This window comes from Paractinoplanes ovalisporus, from assembly GCF_016834655.1.
In the GTDB taxonomy this organism is placed as follows: domain Bacteria; phylum Actinomycetota; class Actinomycetes; order Mycobacteriales; family Micromonosporaceae; genus Actinoplanes; species Actinoplanes ovalisporus.
Map to the genome: position 1 here is coordinate 116,525 of NZ_JAENHP010000019.1, position 17,408 is coordinate 133,932.

A 17,408-nucleotide genomic window follows, 5' to 3' on the forward strand; every position below is an offset into this window, starting at 1 on the left:
ACCTACCCACCCGCAGGTACTTGAATCTTTACTTCGGCGCGATCACGAAGATGTGCGCCGGCTCGACGAACGGATCGATCCGTACGGCGTTGTGCTGCCCCCACTCGTACGTGGCCCCGGAGATCTGGTCGACCACCGTGAACCGGTCGTGCCAGTCCAGCCCGAGAGCCGGCATGTCCAGCACCGTGTTGCCCCACTGCGTGGTCGTCGAGTCGAAGCTGACGACCACAAGAACCGTGTTACCGGTGTCGGGGTCACGCTTGGAGAAGCAGAGCAGCGCGCCGTTGTCGATCTCGTGGAACTTCAGGTTGCGCAGCCAGTGCAGAGCCGGGTTCTCGTCGCGGATCCGGTTGAGCCGGGTGAGGTACGGCGCGAGGGACCGGCCGGACCGCTCCGCCGCGGCCCAGTCGCGTGGCTTGAGCTCGAACTTCTCGTTGTCGATGTACTCCTCGGCGCCCGGCCTCGGAACGTGCTCGAAGAGCTCGTAACCGGAGTACATGCCCCAGGACGGCGTGAGCATGCTTGCCAGGACGGCCCGAATCTTGAACATCGGCGGACCGCCGTGCTGCAGCGACTCGTGGAGGATGTCGGGGGTGTTGGGCCAGAAGTTGGGGCGCATCCAGTCGATCGTGGTGAGCAGCTGCTCCATGTACTGGCGCATCTCCCACGCGGTCGTGCGCCACGTGAAGTACGTGTAGGACTGGGTGAAGCCGACCTTGCCGAGCCCGTTCATCATCGCGGGCCGGGTGAACGCCTCGGCCAGGAACAGCACCTCGGGGTTGGTCTCCTTGACCTTGGCGATCAGCCACTGCCAGAAGTTCAGCGCCTTGGTGTGGGGGTTGTCGACGCGGAAGATCTTGACGCCGGTCTCCACCCAGTGCATGACGACGCGGTAGACCTCCTCGCGCAACGCCTTGTAGTCGTTGTCCCAGTTGATCGGGTAGATGTCCTGGTATTTCTTGGGCGGGTTCTCGGCGTAGGCGATGGTGCCGTCGGCGCGCCGGGTGAAGAACTCGGGGTGCGACTTGACCCACGGGTGGTCGGGGGCGGCCTGCAGCGCCAGGTCCATGGCGATCTCGAGGCCGTGCTCCTCGGCCTTCGCGATGAACGCCTTGAAGTCGTCGAGCGTGCCCAGCTGCGGGTGGATCGCGTCGTGGCCGCCCTCGTCGGAGCCGATCGCCCACGGCGAGCCCACGTCTTCGGGCCGGGCCACCAGCGTGTTGTTGCGGCCCTTCCGATTGATCTTGCCGATCGGGTGGATCGGGGGCAGGTAGAGCACGTTGAAGCCCATGGCGGCGACGGCCGGGATGCGCTCGGCCGCGGTCGCGAACGTGCCGTGCTTGATCGGTGTCGACTCGGGACCGATCTCGGCGCCCTCCGAGCGGGGGAAGAACTCGTACCAGGCCGAGTAGAGCGCGCGCTTGCGGTCGACCCAGATCGCGTACGACCGGGTGGTCGTCACCAGCTGGCGCACCGGGTTGTGCCAGAGCAGTTCCTCGAGGTCGAGCGCGGGGGAGACCCGGGCGAACAGCGAGCGCTGCTCGTCGCGCAGGGCCGCCGCCGCGACGCGGACCCGTTCCTCGTCCTGCGGCGGCACCAGCTTGGTGGCCAGGTCGAGCACGTCGGCGCCCTCGGCGAGGTCGTTGGCCAGGTCTTCCAGCCCCTGTCCGGCCCCGATCTTCTTCACCACGGCGTCGCGCCAGGTGCGGTAAGGGTCGTCGAACGCCTCGACGGTGAACGTCCAGCGGCCGACCCGGTCGGGACGGATCGTGCCGTGCCACTGGTCGAGGCCGGGTTCGCCGGGACGCATGCGGGTGAACGGTTCGGACTCTCCGTCGGGGCCACGCCATACCACGTTGACGCCGAGCGAGTTATGACCTTCGCGATAGGACACGGCCGAGACCGGCACCAATTCGCCGACCACAGCCTTCGCCGGATAACGGCCACAGGACACCGAGGGCGTCACGTCTTCGATGGGAAAGCGACCGGTCATGATCTCCACCGTAATCTTCAAGGGCGCGGGCGGGTGCGGCGAATCCAGACCGCCGTCAGGGCATACTTCTCCGCAGTGGAGGCGCCGCAAACGGTGGCGTGCCGATGCGCTAAACCTACCGGAGTCCGTTGCGCGGAGCGCATCCAGGCGCGGCGTTGCACCGCCGATGAATTCCGCCATTTCGGTGGCACGGATGATCCGTTGATGCTTACCGAGTTTGATCATCGGAACGTTACCGGCCGGCAAAATAACGTTTCCCCGACGCCACACCCGTCCGCCTGACATCACGTGTCCCCGGTCCCGCACGGACGGGAGCGCGTCGGTTGCCGTGCGGTCCCATCCCGGTGCCCCGGCTCAGATCCCCCTCCGCCGCGGCCGAGTGGTACCTCGTGACGCGGACCGACCGGGCCGCGCCGGAGCGGAGGAGACCACGTGGCTGGACCGTCTGTCGAGCTGTCGCCCGTCATCGCGGCAAGCACGCACTGGCTCTCGCGTGCCTACCCGGCTGGTAGCACCGACACGATCGCCCACACGCTGTCGGAACTGCAGTGCCGGCAGGCCGTGACGGTCGCCGCCTGGCTGCGGTACCCGACCGAGGTCGACGCCGCGCTGGTCGCGATCGCCGGTCCCGGTGGCTCGGCGGTGCTCGACTGGCGGGTCGGCAGCGAGCCCGAGGACGAGGAGTCCGAGGACGAGGGCTGGCGCACCTGGGTCGACGAGATCGTCGTCAGCTGGGCCGCCTGCCTGCTGGCCGACCCCGAGCTGGCCCGCCGTGGCGTCGACGCCGTGATCGCCGCGGTGCCGCTGGCCGCCGACCGGCCGCTGCCGTACTCGCGCCGCACGGGCGGGGCGCCGGCCGAGTTCCGTCGTCTGCTCGAGCCGGACCAGCGTGACCGGGACGCGGCCGTGCTGCTGCGCCACCCCGACCTGCTCGAGCCGGTGGCCGAGATGCACCGCGACGCGCTGCTCTACCTCCTGGACGCTGAGCCTGCTGGCCTCGCCTCCGGCTCGGCGGGGATTGCGCCCCTAGGGGCCGATGTCGCGGACACCGAAAACGGCCTCGGCTTCGCCTAGCCGTTTTCGGCGCCCGCAACATCGACGGGCGCAATCCGACTGACCTTGCGCATGTGACAGAGGCCGACACCCCACAGCGGGTGTCGGCCTTCTGTTTTTGCTCTTGGGCGCAACCACTCACTCACGTCGCCGTGGTGGGCTTCGCGTTCTGGACGCGCAGCGGCCAGCGAAGCCCACCGCGGTCCCCGCGGGAGCGACGGTCCGTCACCCACCACCCCGCTGGGACATCCGGATCTTGATCTTAGTTCGGGTAGGAGTGCAGCTCGCCGCGCAGTTTCGTCAGCGCCTTGGTGAGCAGCCGCGAGACGTGCATCTGGGAGATGCCGATCTGGTCGGCGATCTGCGACTGGGTCAGGTTGCCGTAGAAGCGCAGCGTCAGGATCTTCTGCTCGCGCTCGTCCAGCGTCGCCAGGGCCGGCCCCAGCGCCACGCGCGTCTCGGCCAGCTCGAACTCGTCGTCCTCGCCGCCCAGCGTGTCGCCCAGCGACGTGGTGCCGTCGGCGCTGATCGGGGTCGAGAGCGAGGTGGCGTTGTAGGCGCGGGCGCCCTCCAGACCCTCCAGCACGTCCTCCTCAGTCACCCCGAGGTGGGCGGCGACGTCGGCGACGGTGGGCGAACGGCCCAGCGAGTGGCTCAGGGTGGCGTTGGCCTCGGTGATCGCCAGCCGGAGTTCCTGCAGGCGGCGGGGCACACGCACCGACCACGTGCGGTCGCGGAAGTGGCGCTTGATCTCACCGATGACGGTGGGGATCGCGTAGCCCGCGAAGTCGACCCCGCGGCTCGCGTCGAACCGGTCCACCGCCTTGATCAGGCCGACCGTGGCGGTCTGGACCAGGTCGTCGGTGGGCTCGCCGCGGCCGGAGTAGCGGTGGGCGAGGTGCCGGGCCAGGGGCAGCCAGGCCTCGATGGCACGTTCCCGCAGGTGCGGGCGGTCGGGGTGGGTGTCGGGCAGCTCAGCGAGCGCGGACAGTAGCTCCGTGGCGGTTTCGGGCACCGTCGTGTACACGGTCATTACGGGTCCTCCAGAGAGCGGGCAGAGAGCCGTGCCCGCTTGCGGCGACCGTTCAGATGGTTTAACGCTAACTGAGAAGTTGATGCCTGACTAGCCGAAAGTACGAGGGTCACCCGTCAACCCCTTGGGCGCCGGGAGCAGTGGGGGGATTTAATGTCGGAGCTCCGTGGTAAACAGCGGGAGCACAACCTGGCACCTCAAGACGGGAAACAAGATGGCCATTCTCGGCATCGACATCGGCGGCTCCGGCGTGAAGGGCGCCCCGGTCGACACCGCCACCGGCGAGCTGCTCGCCGAGCGGCACCGGGTGCCCACGCCCCAGCCGTCCGACGTCACCAGCGTGGTCGAGGCGGTCGCCGAGGTCGCGGCCCAGTTCGACGGATTCGACCGGGTCGGCATCACCTTCCCCGGTGTGGTGGTCGACGGCGTCACCCGCACGGCGGCCAACGTCGACAAGTCCTGGCTCGACGCCCCGGCCGCCCAGTTGTTCAGCGACCGGCTGGGCAAGCCGGTGTCGGTGCTCAACGACGCCGACGCCGCGGGCGTGGCCGAGGTGGCGTTCGGCGCCGGCCGCGACCAGGCCGGCCTGATCATGATGCTCACGTTCGGCACGGGCATCGGCAGCGCGCTCTTCCTCGACGGCACCCTGATCCCCAACACCGAGTTCGGCCACCTCGAGCTCGACGGTCACGACGCCGAGTCCAAGGCGGCCGACCGGGCCCGCGAGGTCGAGGACCTGAGCTGGGAGAAGTGGGCAGGCCGGGTCCGCGACTATCTGGCCCACGTCGAGATGCTGCTCTCGCCGCGGCTGTTCATCATCGGCGGCGGCGTCAGCAAGAAGGCCGACCGCTGGCTGCCCCTGATCGACATCCGCACCCCGATGGTCCCGGCCACGCTGCTCAACAACGCCGGCATCATCGGCGCCGCCCGCATCGCCGAGATCGACGGCGAGCACGAGAGCCGGGCCGGCGTCACACCGCACGAGGCCGGCGAGAAGGTGGCCCACTGATGCCGCGCACCGTCGCCACCAACACCGAGGTCGAGCGCGAGCAGCTCCTCGAGTTCCTGCGCCCGCGCCACCACGCGATCCTCATGACGACCCGCCGCGACGGCCGTCCCCAGGCGTCACCCAACACGTGCGGGGTCGACACCGAGGGCCGCATCGTCATCTCGACCTACCCCGAGCGGGCCAAGGTCTACAACCTGCGGCGCAACCCGCAGGTGTCGGTCTGCGTGCTCTCCGACGAGTTCGGCGGCGCGTGGGTCCAGGTCGACGGCACGGCTGAGGTGCTCGACCTGCCCGAGGCGCTCGAGCCCCTGGTCGAATACTTCCGGGTCATCGCCGGCGAACACTCCGACTGGGACGAATACCGGCAGGCCATGCGCGACCAGGGCAAGTCCCTGATCCGCATCACGATCGACCGCTGGGGCCCGATCGCCACCGGCGGTTTCCCGGCCCGCCTGGCCTGACCGTGACGGCCGGGCCCCGCGACAGGGCCCGGCCTCAGCGTCACCGCCAGTCGGCCAGGTGCTCGGCCGCGATCTTGGCCAGCTTCTCGATCTCGCCGCGGTCCGACGCCAGGTTCTCGTAGCCCTGGCTCTCGAGCAGCGTCACCGCGTCCCCGACCCGCACCGCCGCGATGTAGGTGGCGGTACGCGACCCGTTGTTCATCGGCTCGCCCTCGCCGTCGAGCGCCGCGTACGACCGCTCGATCAGCACCGACTCGTCGCCCAGCCCGAGCGAGCCCAGGTTGTCGAACTGCGCGTCGAGGTCGCCGATCTTCCCCTCGGGGCAGAGCTGCACGGCCCGGCGCAGCTCGGTCAGGTAGTCCTGCGCCCCTTCGCCCCGGAACACGGTGACGGTGTCGTAGACGACGTCGTCCGGGATGCTGCCCTCGGGCGCCGAAGCCGACCGGTAGATCAGCATCACCGAGGCCGCCACCCCCTTCTGCCCGGCGCTCGGGAACTTCGCCTTGGAACAGAACTCCGGCACCCCGCGGGCCTCGTCCTGGCGGGTCAGCTCCCCGGTGCGGCTCTCGGCCTTGGTGAGCAGCGCCCGGGCCGGGATCGACTTCGGGATGGACGGGGCGTTGGTCGTGGGCGTGGACGACGGGGGTGACGACGGCGGCGTGGACGACGGCGAGGACGTGGGCGGCGACGACGGCAGCGTCACGGACGGCGACGGCGCGACGGTCGGGCTCGCACTCGTCACCGGGGGCAGCGCTGTCTTCTGATTGTTGCCGGCCAGCGCGAAGCCGACCCCGATCGCGCCCGCGACCAGCACGGCGGCGGTCCCGGCGGTCACCGCCATGCCCCGGTTGCGGCGGTTGCCGGACTGGCGGCGCAGCTCGGGCCCGGACAGCAGCAATCCCCGCTCGGCGTCCGTGGACAGCGCGGAGAACGCCCGCTCCACGGCCGGATCTGACTCAGTGTTCGACATCGGTGACCTCCGGCTTCCGGGTGGAGGAGGGAGCAAGGATGGCCGCCAGCTCGGCCCGTCCACGGCTCAGCCGCGAGGTGACCGTGCCGACCGGCGCATCGAGCTCGGCGGCGATGTCCGCCACCGGGAGGTCGAAGAGGTAGTGCAGCGCGACCGCCTGCCGCATCGGTGCCGGCAGCCTTCGCAGCGCGGCCGTGAGCAGCACGGCGTCCTCGCTGGGCGGACCCACCGGCTCGGGCGGACCGGCCCGGCGCACCGCGGCCCGCCAGCCGCTGAGCCGGCGCCACCGGTCGGTCGACAGGCGGCTCACGGTCAGGCGCAGCCAGCCCTCCGGCGTCGGGTGTGCGGTCACCTTCCGCCAGTGGCGCCACGCCCTCGTGTAGGCCTCCTGCACCACATCCTGAGCCTCGGCGAGATCCCCGGTCAGCGCGTATCCGTAGCGCAACATCCGTGCGGACGTGTCCCGGTAGAACTCGTCGAAGCTGTCCGCATCGCGCATCCGCGAACTCCCCGCTCGTCCTTGACTTGTGCACCGGAAACGCCCGGTGAACAGAGAATGCTGCAACGGAGGAGGATTTTCTTCCTGGATTCGCGCCAATGAACGGGCAACATCAAGATCAAGAGCCAGATGTCCCGGCCAGGTGGTGGGTGGCGGACCGTCGCTCCCGCGGGGACCGCGGCGGGCTTCGCTGGCCGCTGGCGCGTCCAGAACGCGAAGCCCACCACGGTGACGTGCGTGAATGGTTGCGCCCAAAACGAAATGCAGGTCGGCCCCGGTGCCGCGGTTCGCGGGCGGGGCCGACCTGGTGACGAAAGAGCTGCTACTGGGCGCCGCTGGCCTGCCAGTTGAGCTGGACCAGCAGCTGGCGGGCCTGGTCGGCGACCTCGGCGTCGGTCACGACCGCGTACTGGCCGGCCTGGATCGAGGAGCGGGAGGCGAAGTCGCGCCGGCCGCCCGTGGCGGCGTGGGCGATCGCCCCGAAGACCGCGCCCCAGGCCGCGCCGATGAGCAGGCAGACCAGGATCACGCCGAACCAGCCGGAGTCGCTGAACAGGCCGAACAGCAGGCCCACGAAGAGGCCGAACCACGCGCCGCTGGCCGCGCCGGCCAGGGCCGCCCGGCCGGTGGTGAGCCGGCCCAGCACGTTCTCGACCAGACGCAGCTCGGTGCCGATGATCGCGGTGCGCTCGACCGGGAACTTGTTGTCGGACAGGGTGTCGACGGCCTTCTGGGCCTGCGCGTAGTCGGGGTAGGTGCCGACCACCACGGTCGGTGAACCGGCCGCGGACTGGGTCTGCGAGGGCAGGCTGGGCACTCCGGCCGGCCCGGGCGGGACGGCGGCGCCGGTTGTCGGGTTATCGGGGGTATTGGGCGTCGTCATTTCTTGGTGCCTCCCTTGACGCGGCGCGCGGTGGCGCCGGACTTCTTCGGGCGAGCGGGCGCGGCCGGCGCGACCGGGGGGACCAGCCGGTCACCGGCGGCGAACCGCACCCAGACGAGAAAGACCGCGGCCGCGGCGGCGGCGATCGCGGCCGAGCCGGTCAGGAACGCGAACCGGCCCGAGACGAGGTCGGGCATCGAGCGCTCGGACATCGAGACCGCGGCCAGGCCGACGGCGCCGGCCGCCCCGGCCACGGCGCCGATCGCGAGCAGCGGCACGGTCACCAGACGGCTGGGCGGCTGGGTGCCGCCGGGGGCGTTCCACCGGCGTACGCGGATCAGGAAAACGGCCACCGACGCCCACGCCGTCGTCACCGCCAGCGCGGCCACGGTGTCGCTCGGCCGGTGCCACTCGGCCCAGACCGTGGCGACCGCGATCACCGTGACGTACGCGAAACCGACCAGGGCCACCATGCCGCGCAGGGCCTGCGGCAGCACCAGGATCACCGCGAACGCCACCGAGGCGGCGGCCGTGGTGTGGCCGGACGGGAACGAGTTCGGCATCGAGAAGCCGTCGAGGTCGGGCCGGGTGAGGTGGGTCTTCATCAGCTGCGTCGTCACGTTGGCGCCGATCACCAGCATGGCCGCGCCCAGAGCCAGGTCGATCCGCTTGCGCAGCACGCCGACGACCGCGGCGAACAGGCAGACGAGCACGAGGCTGGCCAGCGACGTGCCGTTGAGCGTGCGGTCGAGCACCTCGACGACGCGGGGGTGGCTGACGTCGCCGCCGCGCATCGCCGTCGTGTCGACCCGCTGGCCCAGCGTGGTGCGGACGAAGACCTGGTAGAGAGCGCCGGCCGCGACCGCGGCGAGCAGCGCGATGGCGATCGGCGCGAGCAGGTGGCGCGCGCCGCGGGGACGCGCAACCGTCGTCGGCTGCTCGGGGGACGCCAGGACCGTCATGGGCGGTGTCCTTCTGATGCGTGGGCGGTGGGCGAGGCGCCTGCGGTTTGCCCAGCCGGCCGCTTTTCTAAGCGCGAGAAATCATATGTCCCTGCGGGCGCGGGAGCCGCAACGGATTCGCACCCGTTCGCGATCCGGGCCCGCAACGCCGTTTCGCGACCTTCTTACGGACGCCGCCGTAACGAAGGAGACGTTCTTACATGAGGCAGTACGCCCGCCGGTTCGCCGGACCCCTGCTGGTTGCCGCCGTCGGTGCCGGTCTCGTAGTCGCGCCCGCCGCCGCCAACGCGGCCGGGGCCACGCTCACGGTCGACGTGCGCAGCACGCTCAAGGTGCGCTCCGAGCCGTCCCTGGCCGCCAAGGTGGTCGGTTCGCTGCGTGACAACCAGCGGGTCTCCGCGGTCTGCTCGGTCACCGGCCAGAGCGTCCGGGGCTCGGTGCGCACCACCGCCCAGTGGGACAGGCTCAGCACGGGTGGTTACATCACCCACGCGTACGTGAGCGTCAGCGGAAGCCTCCCCAAGTGCGCCACCAGGTCGCCGCAGGCCGAGGCGGTCAAGACCAAGCCCGCGACGGCCAAGCCGGCCGCCTCCAAGTACAAGACCGGCACGGTGAAGAGCGCCGACGGCAAGGTCAACATCCGGACCGGCCCGTCGACCGCCTCGCCGGTCAAGCGCGTGGTCGCCACCGGTGCCAAGGTCAGCGGGGTCTGCTACGTGGCCGGCACCAAGGTCGTGGGCACGGTCCGCACCACCACCCAGTGGAACCGTCTCTCCGACGGCACCTACATCTCGCACGCGTACGTGGTCTCGCCCGCCCTGTCGGTCTGCCCGGGCACCTCGGCCACGCCGTCGACGCCGGCCACCTCGCTGACGCCGGAGCAGTTCATCAAGGCCGCCGTCCCGGGTGCCCAGCAGGGCTGGCGCGAGTACGGCGTGCCGGCGTCGGTGACCATCGCGCAGGCGATCCTGGAGTCGGGCTGGGGCCGCAGTGGTCTGTCGACGGTCGACCGCAACTACTTCGGCATCAAGTGCCAGAGCGGCAGGTACGGCACGCTGGCCAACGGTTGCCACGACTACAACACCCAGGAGTGCACCAAGGCCGGCAGCTGCTTCTCGACCACGGCCAGCTTCCGCACGTACGCCTCGATGGGCCACTCGTTCCGTGACCACGGCAACTTCCTGCGGGTGAACCCCCGCTACGCCGGTGCCTTCAACTACACCAAGCAGGCCAACAGCTTCATCTGGAAGGTGTGGAAGGCCGGGTACGCGACCGACCCGAACTACTACACCAAGGTCACCACCCTGATGGCGCAGCAGAACCTCTACCAGTACGACACCTGGAAGTAAGCCGTTCCGAACAGCTCACCCCCGTCGGCCGAACCGCGCCGACGGGGGTGATTTGCACTTTATGCTCAATTCAGTGAAGCGTCGGGAGCCCTCAACCGCCGCGGCGGGCCTCCTGTCCGCCGCCGTGGTCCTCGTCGTCGGGCTCACCGTCGTGGTGTCGGTCTACGCCTCGATGCGGGCGAACCAGCGCGAGAACGCCGACCGGGTGATGGACCAGCGGACCGCCGTGGCCGCGGCGGCCGTGCGCACCGAGACCGAGCGCTACCGCTCCCTGGTCGAGACGGCGGCCGCCGGCATCAGCACCAACACCGCGCTGACCTGGGACGACTTCGACACCGCGACCGCGCCGCTGGCCTCGGCCAACCTGATCGGCGCGGCCTCCCTGGCCTTCGTGGTGCCGGTGGGCACGACCGGGATCGCGGCCGCGCAGACCCTGTGGCGGGGCCGCGGGGCGGAGGGGCTGACCCTGAAGCCCGTCGTGGCCGCCGAGGAGCACTACTTCACGATCTTCACCCGTACGCTCAACGCGACCGGCCCGCCGATGAACGGGCTCGACATCGCGGCGGCCCCCGAGGCGGCCACGACCCTGGACGACTCCCGCCGGGTCGGGCAGCCCAGCGTCTCCGACACGTACGTGCTGCTGCGCGACCGCAACCTGCCGGCCGCCCAGCAGCAGCGTTCGTTCGTCTTCGCGGCGCCGATCTGGACGCGCGCCAACCATCCCGAGTTCCGCGGCTGGATCGTCCTGGGCCTGCGCGGCGAGGACTTCCTCTCCGGCGTGCTGGCCACCGTCAGCCAGGGCCAGCTGGACGGTGAACTGCTCGCCACCGGCCGCGACGGCACCCGGCCGGTGGTCGCCGCCTACACCGTTCCCGGTGACGCCGACCTGACCCGCAGCGTCGACCTCGTGGTCGCCGACCGGGGCTGGACGCTGATCACCCGGGCCGACGCTTCGCACCTGCCGGGCGCGTCCAGCCGCCTGCCGCTGACCCTGCTGCTCACCGGCAGCGGGATGTCGGTGCTGCTGGCCGGCCTGATCTATGTGCTGGCGACCGGCCGGGCCCGGGCCGTGGCCCGGGTGCACGAGGCCACCGTCGAGCTGCGCCAGGCCGAAGCGGAGAGCCGGCACCAGGCCGGGCTGCTCAGCGCGATCATGTCGAGCATCAGCGACGCGGTCGGCGTGGTCGACGACAAGGGCGCCTTCCTGCTGCACAACCCGGCCGCGCGGGAGCTGCTCGGGGTGGACGAGGACGCGGACGACCCGGACGCCTGGCAGCAGCACTACGGGCTCTTCCGGCCGGACGGGCGCACGCCGTTCCCGGTCGAGGACATGCCGCTGATCCGGGCGTTGCGCGGCGAGTCCTGCGACAACGTCGAGATGATCGTCCGCAACGCCCAGCGGCCCGAGGGCATCCTGGTCAGCGTCGACGGGCGGCCCCTGGACACGAGCGCGGGCCGGCACGGCGCGGTCGCCGTCTTCCACGACATCACCGAGATGCGGCGCTACGAGAACGACCTGGCGGTCTTCGCCGGGGTGGTGGCACACGACCTCAAGGCCCCGCTCACCGTCATCCGCGGGCACTGCGAGGCGGCCTCCGAGGACCTCGACGAGGCGCCGGCCGACGTGCGGGGCAGCCTGGACCGGATCATCCTGGCCGTCGACCGGATGGCAGCCCTGATCGACACGCTGCTGGCCTACACGACGGCCCGGGACGCCCCGCTGCGCACCCGGCGGGTCGATCTGGGCGCGCTGGTGGCCGAGGTGGTGCACGACCGTACGGCGCATCTGCGCGACGACGACCGGCCGCAGATCGACGTCGCGTCGCTGCCGGCGGTGACGGCCGACCCGGCGATGCTGCGGCACGTGCTGGACAACCTGCTCGGCAACGCCCTCAAGTACGTGCGGCCGGGCACGACCCCGCAGGTGCAGGTGACCGCGGAGGCGCACGGCGAGCACTGGGCGCGCATCGAGGTCGCGGACCGGGGGATCGGCATCCCGGACACCGCCAAGCCCGAGATCTTCGACAGCTTCCACCGGGCCCACGCCGAGGCCGGTTACGCCGGCACGGGACTGGGCCTGGCCATCTGCAAACGCATCGTGGAGCGCCACGGCGGCGAGATCGGCGTGGCCGACAACCCGGGTGGGGGCACCCGCTTCCACTTCACGCTGCCGTTGCCCGTACGGGAAGGGGAATTTGACATGACCGGGAACAACGACGAGGCCGTCGCGCGGGCCGCCCTGGAACGGGCTCTGGCCGAGCGGGCCGCCATGGAGAACTCGCGCCTGCCCGGGCTGAGCGCGCTGCCCGCGGCCGAGCCGTCGGCGCACGACCCGGCCGCGGCCCGGCTGCGCGCGCCCGTGCCCGACCACCACCCGACGACGACCAGCGCCGAATGAGCACGGTGGCAGGATGGGCGCATGACAATTCCCGCCCTGCCCCTGGCCGGCACTTCCGTCCGGATGCCGCTGCTCGGCTTCGGAACCTGGCAGTTGCGCGGTGAGTCCGCGTACCAGGCGGTCCGGGACGCGCTCGAGGCCGGCTACCGCCACATCGACACCGCGACCATGTACGGCAACGAGGCCGAGGTGGGCCGGGCCCTGAAAGACTCCGGCGTGCCCCGCGACGAGGTCTTCGTGACCACGAAGCTGCCGCCGGAGCGGGCCGGCCAGGAACGCGCCACGATCGAGGCGTCGTTGCGCGCGCTCGGCCTGGCCGCGGTCGACCTGTGGCTGATCCACTGGCCGCCGTCACGGGGCCGCTCGGTGCGGGTGTGGCGTGAGTTCGTCCAGGCCCGTGACCAGGGCCTGACCCGCGCGATCGGTGTCAGCAACTTCGGCGCCGACGAGATCGACGAGCTGTCCGCCGAGACCGGCGAGCGACCCGCGGTCAACCAGATCCGCTTCGGCCCGTCCCTCTACGACCCGGCGATCGTGGCCGCCCACCGCGAGCGGGGCGTGGTGCTCGAGGGCTACTCGCCGTTCAAGACCACCAACCTGCACGACCCGGTGCTGACCGGCGTCGCCGCGACCCACGGCGTCGACCCGGCCCGCGTGGTGCTGCGCTGGCACATCCAGCACGAGTTCGTGGTCATCCCCAAGTCGGCGACCCCGGAACGCATCGCCCGCAACGCCGACATCGACGGCTTCGTCCTCACCCCGGCCGAGATGGAGGCGATCAACAGCCTGGGGCGGCGTTAATCACCAGGCGTTCGCGGGCCGATCCGCCTATTCTTGCTGCGCGATGTCGACAACACCCGAACTCCGTAACCGCCTGGCCGATCTTCTTCCGCGTGACAGTCACCGCCTCGGGCGGCGGCTCGAGGGCACCCGGCGCATCAAGGACTCCGCGGCCCGGGCGGCCGCGCTGAGCGAGATCTCGGCCGAGATCGACCGGGCCGCGGAGCGGCTGGCCGCGCGGGTCGCGAGCGTGCCCCCGATCAGCTATCCCGAGTCGCTGCCGGTCAGCCAGCGCAAGGACGACATCGCCGCGGCCATCCGCGACCACCAGGTCGTCGTGGTGGCCGGTGAGACCGGCTCGGGCAAGACGACGCAGATCCCCAAGATCTGCATGGAGCTGGGCCGGGGCGTCCGCGGGCAGATCGGGCACACCCAGCCGCGCCGGATCGCCGCCCGCACGGTCGCCGAGCGCATCGCCGAAGAGGTCGGGCGGCCGCTCGGCACCACCGTCGGCTACAAGGTGCGCTTCACCGACCAGGCCGGCGACGACACCATGGTCAAGGTCATGACCGACGGCATCCTGCTGGCCGAGATCCAGAACGACCGCAACCTGTTCCGCTACGACACGCTGATCATCGACGAGGCCCACGAGCGCAGCCTCAACATCGACTTCATCCTGGGCTATCTGCGCGAGCTGCTGCCCCGCCGGCCCGACCTCAAGCTGATCATCACGTCGGCCACGATCGAGACGCAGCGCTTCGCCGAGCACTTCGCCGACGCCGACGGCAAGCCGGCCCCGGTCATCGAGGTCTCCGGCCGCACGTTCCCGGTCGAGGTGCGCTATCGCCCTCTGCTCACGATGACCGAGGACGAGACCGAAGAACCCATGGACCAGGTCGACGGCATCGCCGAGGCGGTCGACGAGCTGGGCCGCGAGGGCGACGGCGACATCCTCGTGTTCCTCTCCGGCGAGCGCGAGATCCGCGACACGGCCGACGCGCTGGGCAAACGCAACCTCCGAAACACCGACATCGTTCCCCTGTACGGCCGTCTGTCCGCGGCCGAGCAGCACAAGGTGTTCGAGCGGCATTCGCAGCGCCGGGTCGTGCTGGCCACCAACGTCGCCGAGACGTCGCTGACCGTCCCCGGCATCCGTTACGTCATCGACCCCGGCACCGCCCGCATCAGCCGCTATTCGCACCGCCTCAAGGTGCAGCGGCTCCCGATCGAGCCGGTGTCGCAGGCCAGTGCCAACCAGCGCAAGGGCCGCTGCGGCCGGGTCGCCGACGGCATCTGCATCCGGCTCTACTCGGAGGAGGACTTCGACGGCCGCCCCGAGTTCACCGAGCCCGAGATCCTGCGCACCAACCTGGCCAGCGTCATCCTGCAGATGACCAACCTGGGCCTGGGCGACCTGGCCCGGTTCCCGTTCATCGACCCGCCCGACCGCCGCAACATCACCGACGGCGTCAAGCTGCTCGAAGAGCTGGGCGCGCTGGCCGAGCGCAAACTCACCCCGCTCGGCCGCCAGCTGGCCCAGCTGCCGGTCGACCCGCGGCTGGCCCGCATGGTCATCGAGGCCGACCGGCAGGAATGTGTGGCCGAGGTGATGGTGATCGCGGCCGCCTTGTCCATTCAGGATCCGCGCGAGCGCCCGACCGAGAAACAGCAGCAGGCCGACGAGAAGCACGCCCGGTTCACCGACAAGGAATCGGACTTCTTCAGCTACCTCAACCTGTGGCGCTATCTGCGCGAGCGGCAGCAGGAACTGTCCGGCAACCAGTTCCGCCGGTTGTGCCGCAACGAATTCCTCAACTACCTGCGCGTGCGGGAATGGCAGGACATCTACGCGCAGCTGCGCCAGGTCGCCCGCACGCTCAATCTGTCCATCACCGAGGATCGCGAGGAGGTCGCCGAGGGCCAGCACGTGCACACCGCGCTGCTGTCCGGCCTGCTCTCGCACATCGGCCTCAAAGACACCGACAAGCGCGAATACCTGGGTGCCCGCGGGGCGAAGTTCGCCATCTTCCCGGGGTCGGCGCTGTTCAAGAAGCAGCCCCGCTGGGTGATGTCGGCCGAACTGGTCGAGACCAGCCGCCTCTGGGGCCGCGTCAACGCCCGCATCGAACCCGAGTGGGCCGAGAAGCTCGCGCCGCACCTGGTGAAACGGTCCTACTCGGAGCCGCACTGGGAGAAGAAGCAGGGCGCCGTCATGGCGTACGAGAAGGTGACCCTGTACGGCCTTCCGATCGTGCCCCGGCGCAAGGTCGGCTATGCCAAGGTCGACCCGGTGGTGTCGCGCGAGCTGTTCATCCGGCACGCGCTGGTCGAGGGCGACTGGGACACCCACCACAAGTTCTTCACCGACAACGCCAAGCTGCTGGCCCAGATCGAGGAGATCGAGAACCGGGCCCGCCGCCGTGACATCGCGGTCGACGACGAGACCGTGTACGCCCTCTACGACGCCCGCATCCCGGCCGACGTGGTCTCGGCGCGGCACTTCGACGCGTGGTGGAAGAAGGCCCGCCGCGACGATCCCGAGCGGCTGACGTTCACCCGCGAGCTGCTGGTCAACTCGGGGCGTGACTCGGTCGACCCCAACGCCTATCCGGACGCCTGGCTGGCCGGCGGGGTGCGGCTGCCCCTGTCGTACTCCTTCGAACCGAACACGACGGCCGACGGCGTCACCGTGACCGTGCCGCTGCCGCTGCTCAACAAGCTCGACCCGGAAGACTTCGTCTGGTCGGTGCCCGGCTTCCGCAAAGACGTGGTCATCGCCCTCATCCGGGCCCTGCCCAAGGCGTTGCGCACCAACTTCGTGCCGGTGCCGGACTGGGCCGAGGCCGTGCTCGACCGGGTGCCGGCCCGCCGCGGCCCGCTGCCCGACGCGATCGCGGGCGAGCTGCGCCGGCTCACCGGCACCATCGTCCCGCGTGACGCGTGGCGGCCCGACCAGGTGCCCGATCATCTGCGGGTCAACTTCCGGGTGGTCGACGAGAACGACAAGGTGCTGGGGGAGGGGCGCGACCTCGAGGTGCTGCGCCGGTCGCTGGCGCCCAAGGTGCAGCAGACCATCTCGAAGGCGGCCGGCGACATCGAGCGCCGCGGCATCACCACCAACGACTTCGGGGTGCTGCCCCGGCGGGTCGCCCAGATGCGGGGCGGCTACGAGGTCAACGTCTGGCCGGCGCTGGTCGACGAGGGCGAGAGCGTCGCCATCAGGGTCTTCGAGAGCGAGGCCGAGCAGCGGGTGGCGATGGTCGCGGGCACCCGCAAGCTGCTCCTGCTGACCCTGCCGCCGGCCGCGCGCTATCTGCAGGGCCGGCTCGACAACAAGGCCAAGCTCGAGCTCTCGCGCGGGAACCCGTACCGGTCGATCGCCGATCTTCTCGACGACTGCGCGGGTGCGGCGGTCGACAAGCTGGTGACCGACGCGGGGGGTCCGGTGTGGTCGTCGATCGAGTTCGCCTCGCTGCGCGACGCCGTACGCCAGGATCTGGTCGACGCCGTGGCCAACGTGGTCACGCAGGTGCGGCAGGTGCTGGCCACCGCGTACGACATCGACCAGCGCCTCGCCTCGGTGCGTGATCCGTCGATGCTGGCCGCCCTGGCCGACATCCGCCAGCAGCTCAAGGGCCTGGTGCACCCCGGGTTCGTGACCGAGACCGGCTGGCGGCAGCTGCACCACCTGCCCCGCTATCTGCGCGGCATCGTCTATCGCCTCGACCGGTTGGGCGGCAACCTGGCCCGCGACCGGCAGCTGATGGCCCAGATCCACGAGATCGAGGCCGAATACCGCGAGCTGGCGGGCCTCGGCGCACCGGCCGAGGGTTTATCGGAAATCCGCTGGATGATCGAGGAGCTGCGGATCAACTTCTTCGCCCAATCGTTGGGTACCGCCTATCCGATATCGGACAAACGGATCTTCAAGGCCATGGACCAGCTGCCTGTGTAGCGCGCTCGTTGGCGCTCGGGTGCCGTTCGGTTACCCCCCTGTCGTGGGGGTCCGGCAGGCCCT

13 protein-coding genes are annotated in these 17,408 nt (G+C 70.6%); 7 read left to right on the forward strand and 6 right to left on the reverse strand.

Going from position 1 to position 17,408, the window contains the following annotated elements:
• Positions 1–28: 28 nt before the first annotated feature.
• Positions 29–1,993: an alpha-1,4-glucan--maltose-1-phosphate maltosyltransferase gene (locus JIG36_RS38525; RefSeq protein WP_203381388.1), complete on the reverse strand. Its 1,965-nt coding sequence runs from the start codon at positions 1,991–1,993 to the stop codon at positions 29–31.
• A gap of 432 nt (positions 1,994–2,425) precedes the next feature.
• Here JIG36_RS38525 and JIG36_RS38530 point away from each other — a divergent pair, with 432 nt between their 5' ends.
• Complete coding sequence (locus tag JIG36_RS38530; protein ID WP_307873078.1) at positions 2,426–3,067, forward strand: hypothetical protein; 642 nt, start codon at positions 2,426–2,428, stop codon at positions 3,065–3,067.
• A gap of 241 nt (positions 3,068–3,308) precedes the next feature.
• Here the strand turns inward: JIG36_RS38530 and JIG36_RS38535 are convergent, their stop codons facing one another.
• Entirely contained in the window at positions 3,309–4,079 is a 771-nt protein-coding gene (locus JIG36_RS38535) for an RNA polymerase sigma factor SigF (RefSeq protein WP_203381389.1), read from the reverse strand.
• A gap of 214 nt (positions 4,080–4,293) precedes the next feature.
• Here JIG36_RS38535 and ppgK point away from each other — a divergent pair, with 214 nt between their 5' ends.
• On the forward strand, positions 4,294–5,088 hold the full coding sequence (gene ppgK, locus JIG36_RS38540; protein WP_203381390.1) for a polyphosphate--glucose phosphotransferase: 795 nt from the start codon (positions 4,294–4,296) through the stop codon (positions 5,086–5,088).
• Positions 5,088–5,549, forward strand: coding sequence for a PPOX class F420-dependent oxidoreductase (locus JIG36_RS38545; protein WP_203381391.1), 462 nt, complete (start codon positions 5,088–5,090; stop codon positions 5,547–5,549). The genes ppgK and JIG36_RS38545 overlap by 1 nt, the downstream gene beginning before the upstream one ends.
• A gap of 40 nt (positions 5,550–5,589) precedes the next feature.
• On the opposite strand, the gene JIG36_RS38550 is transcribed toward JIG36_RS38545, so the two are convergent.
• The 4 genes from JIG36_RS38550 to JIG36_RS38565 all read right to left on the reverse strand — a co-directional run bounded on the left by JIG36_RS38550 (position 5,590) and on the right by JIG36_RS38565 (position 8,863).
• On the reverse strand, positions 5,590–6,519 hold the full coding sequence (locus JIG36_RS38550; protein WP_203381392.1) for a hypothetical protein: 930 nt from the start codon (positions 6,517–6,519) through the stop codon (positions 5,590–5,592).
• Positions 6,506–7,018, reverse strand: a complete 513-nt coding sequence (locus JIG36_RS38555; RefSeq protein ID WP_203381393.1) for a SigE family RNA polymerase sigma factor — start codon at positions 7,016–7,018, stop codon at positions 6,506–6,508. The genes JIG36_RS38550 and JIG36_RS38555 overlap by 14 nt, the downstream gene beginning before the upstream one ends.
• A gap of 322 nt (positions 7,019–7,340) precedes the next feature.
• Positions 7,341–7,901 (reverse strand): YflT domain-containing protein, encoded by a 561-nt coding sequence (locus JIG36_RS38560; RefSeq protein WP_203381394.1) that lies wholly within the window; start codon positions 7,899–7,901, stop codon positions 7,341–7,343.
• The gene (locus tag JIG36_RS38565) at positions 7,898–8,863 is read right to left on the reverse strand and encodes a phosphatase PAP2 family protein (RefSeq protein WP_203381395.1); all 966 of its coding nucleotides are present in this window, start codon (positions 8,861–8,863) and stop codon (positions 7,898–7,900) included. Before JIG36_RS38565 ends, JIG36_RS38560 begins: the two co-directional genes overlap by 4 nt.
• A gap of 200 nt (positions 8,864–9,063) precedes the next feature.
• On the opposite strand from JIG36_RS38565, the gene gsmA reads away from it, so the two are divergent.
• From gsmA to hrpA, 4 genes are all read left to right on the forward strand, one after another.
• The gene (gene gsmA / locus JIG36_RS38570; protein ID WP_203381396.1) at positions 9,064–10,212 is read left to right on the forward strand and encodes a sporangiospore maturation cell wall hydrolase GsmA; all 1,149 of its coding nucleotides are present in this window, start codon (positions 9,064–9,066) and stop codon (positions 10,210–10,212) included.
• 73 nt (positions 10,213–10,285) lie between these two features.
• Complete coding sequence (locus JIG36_RS38575; protein WP_307873079.1) at positions 10,286–12,610, forward strand: ATP-binding protein; 2,325 nt, start codon at positions 10,286–10,288, stop codon at positions 12,608–12,610.
• Positions 12,611–12,631: 21 nt separating this feature from the next.
• Positions 12,632–13,411, forward strand: a complete 780-nt coding sequence (locus JIG36_RS38580; RefSeq protein WP_236049071.1) for an aldo/keto reductase — start codon at positions 12,632–12,634, stop codon at positions 13,409–13,411.
• 43 nt (positions 13,412–13,454) lie between these two features.
• The gene (gene hrpA, locus JIG36_RS38585) at positions 13,455–17,345 is read left to right on the forward strand and encodes an ATP-dependent RNA helicase HrpA (RefSeq protein WP_203381398.1); all 3,891 of its coding nucleotides are present in this window, start codon (positions 13,455–13,457) and stop codon (positions 17,343–17,345) included.
• Positions 17,346–17,408: the final 63 nt, after the last annotated feature.

Bases quoted from the DNA above. Each gene is read 5' to 3' on its own strand.
- JIG36_RS38525 (WP_203381388.1), bottom strand. From the start codon at position 1,993: ATGACCGGTCGCTTTCCCATCGAAGACGTGACGCCCTCGGTGTCCTGT.
- JIG36_RS38535 (WP_203381389.1), bottom strand. From the start codon at position 4,079: ATGACCGTGTACACGACGGTGCCCGAAACCGCCACGGAGCTACTGTCC.
- ppgK (WP_203381390.1), top strand. From the start codon at position 4,294: ATGGCCATTCTCGGCATCGACATCGGCGGCTCCGGCGTGAAGGGCGCC.
- JIG36_RS38545 (WP_203381391.1), top strand. From the start codon at position 5,088: ATGCCGCGCACCGTCGCCACCAACACCGAGGTCGAGCGCGAGCAGCTC.
- JIG36_RS38550 (WP_203381392.1), bottom strand. From the start codon at position 6,519: ATGTCGAACACTGAGTCAGATCCGGCCGTGGAGCGGGCGTTCTCCGCG.
- JIG36_RS38555 (WP_203381393.1), bottom strand. From the start codon at position 7,018: ATGCGCGATGCGGACAGCTTCGACGAGTTCTACCGGGACACGTCCGCA.
- JIG36_RS38560 (WP_203381394.1), bottom strand. From the start codon at position 7,901: ATGACGACGCCCAATACCCCCGATAACCCGACAACCGGCGCCGCCGTC.
- JIG36_RS38565 (WP_203381395.1), bottom strand. From the start codon at position 8,863: ATGACGGTCCTGGCGTCCCCCGAGCAGCCGACGACGGTTGCGCGTCCC.
- gsmA (WP_203381396.1), top strand. From the start codon at position 9,064: ATGAGGCAGTACGCCCGCCGGTTCGCCGGACCCCTGCTGGTTGCCGCC.
- JIG36_RS38580 (WP_236049071.1), top strand. From the start codon at position 12,632: ATGACAATTCCCGCCCTGCCCCTGGCCGGCACTTCCGTCCGGATGCCG.
- hrpA (WP_203381398.1), top strand. From the start codon at position 13,455: ATGTCGACAACACCCGAACTCCGTAACCGCCTGGCCGATCTTCTTCCG.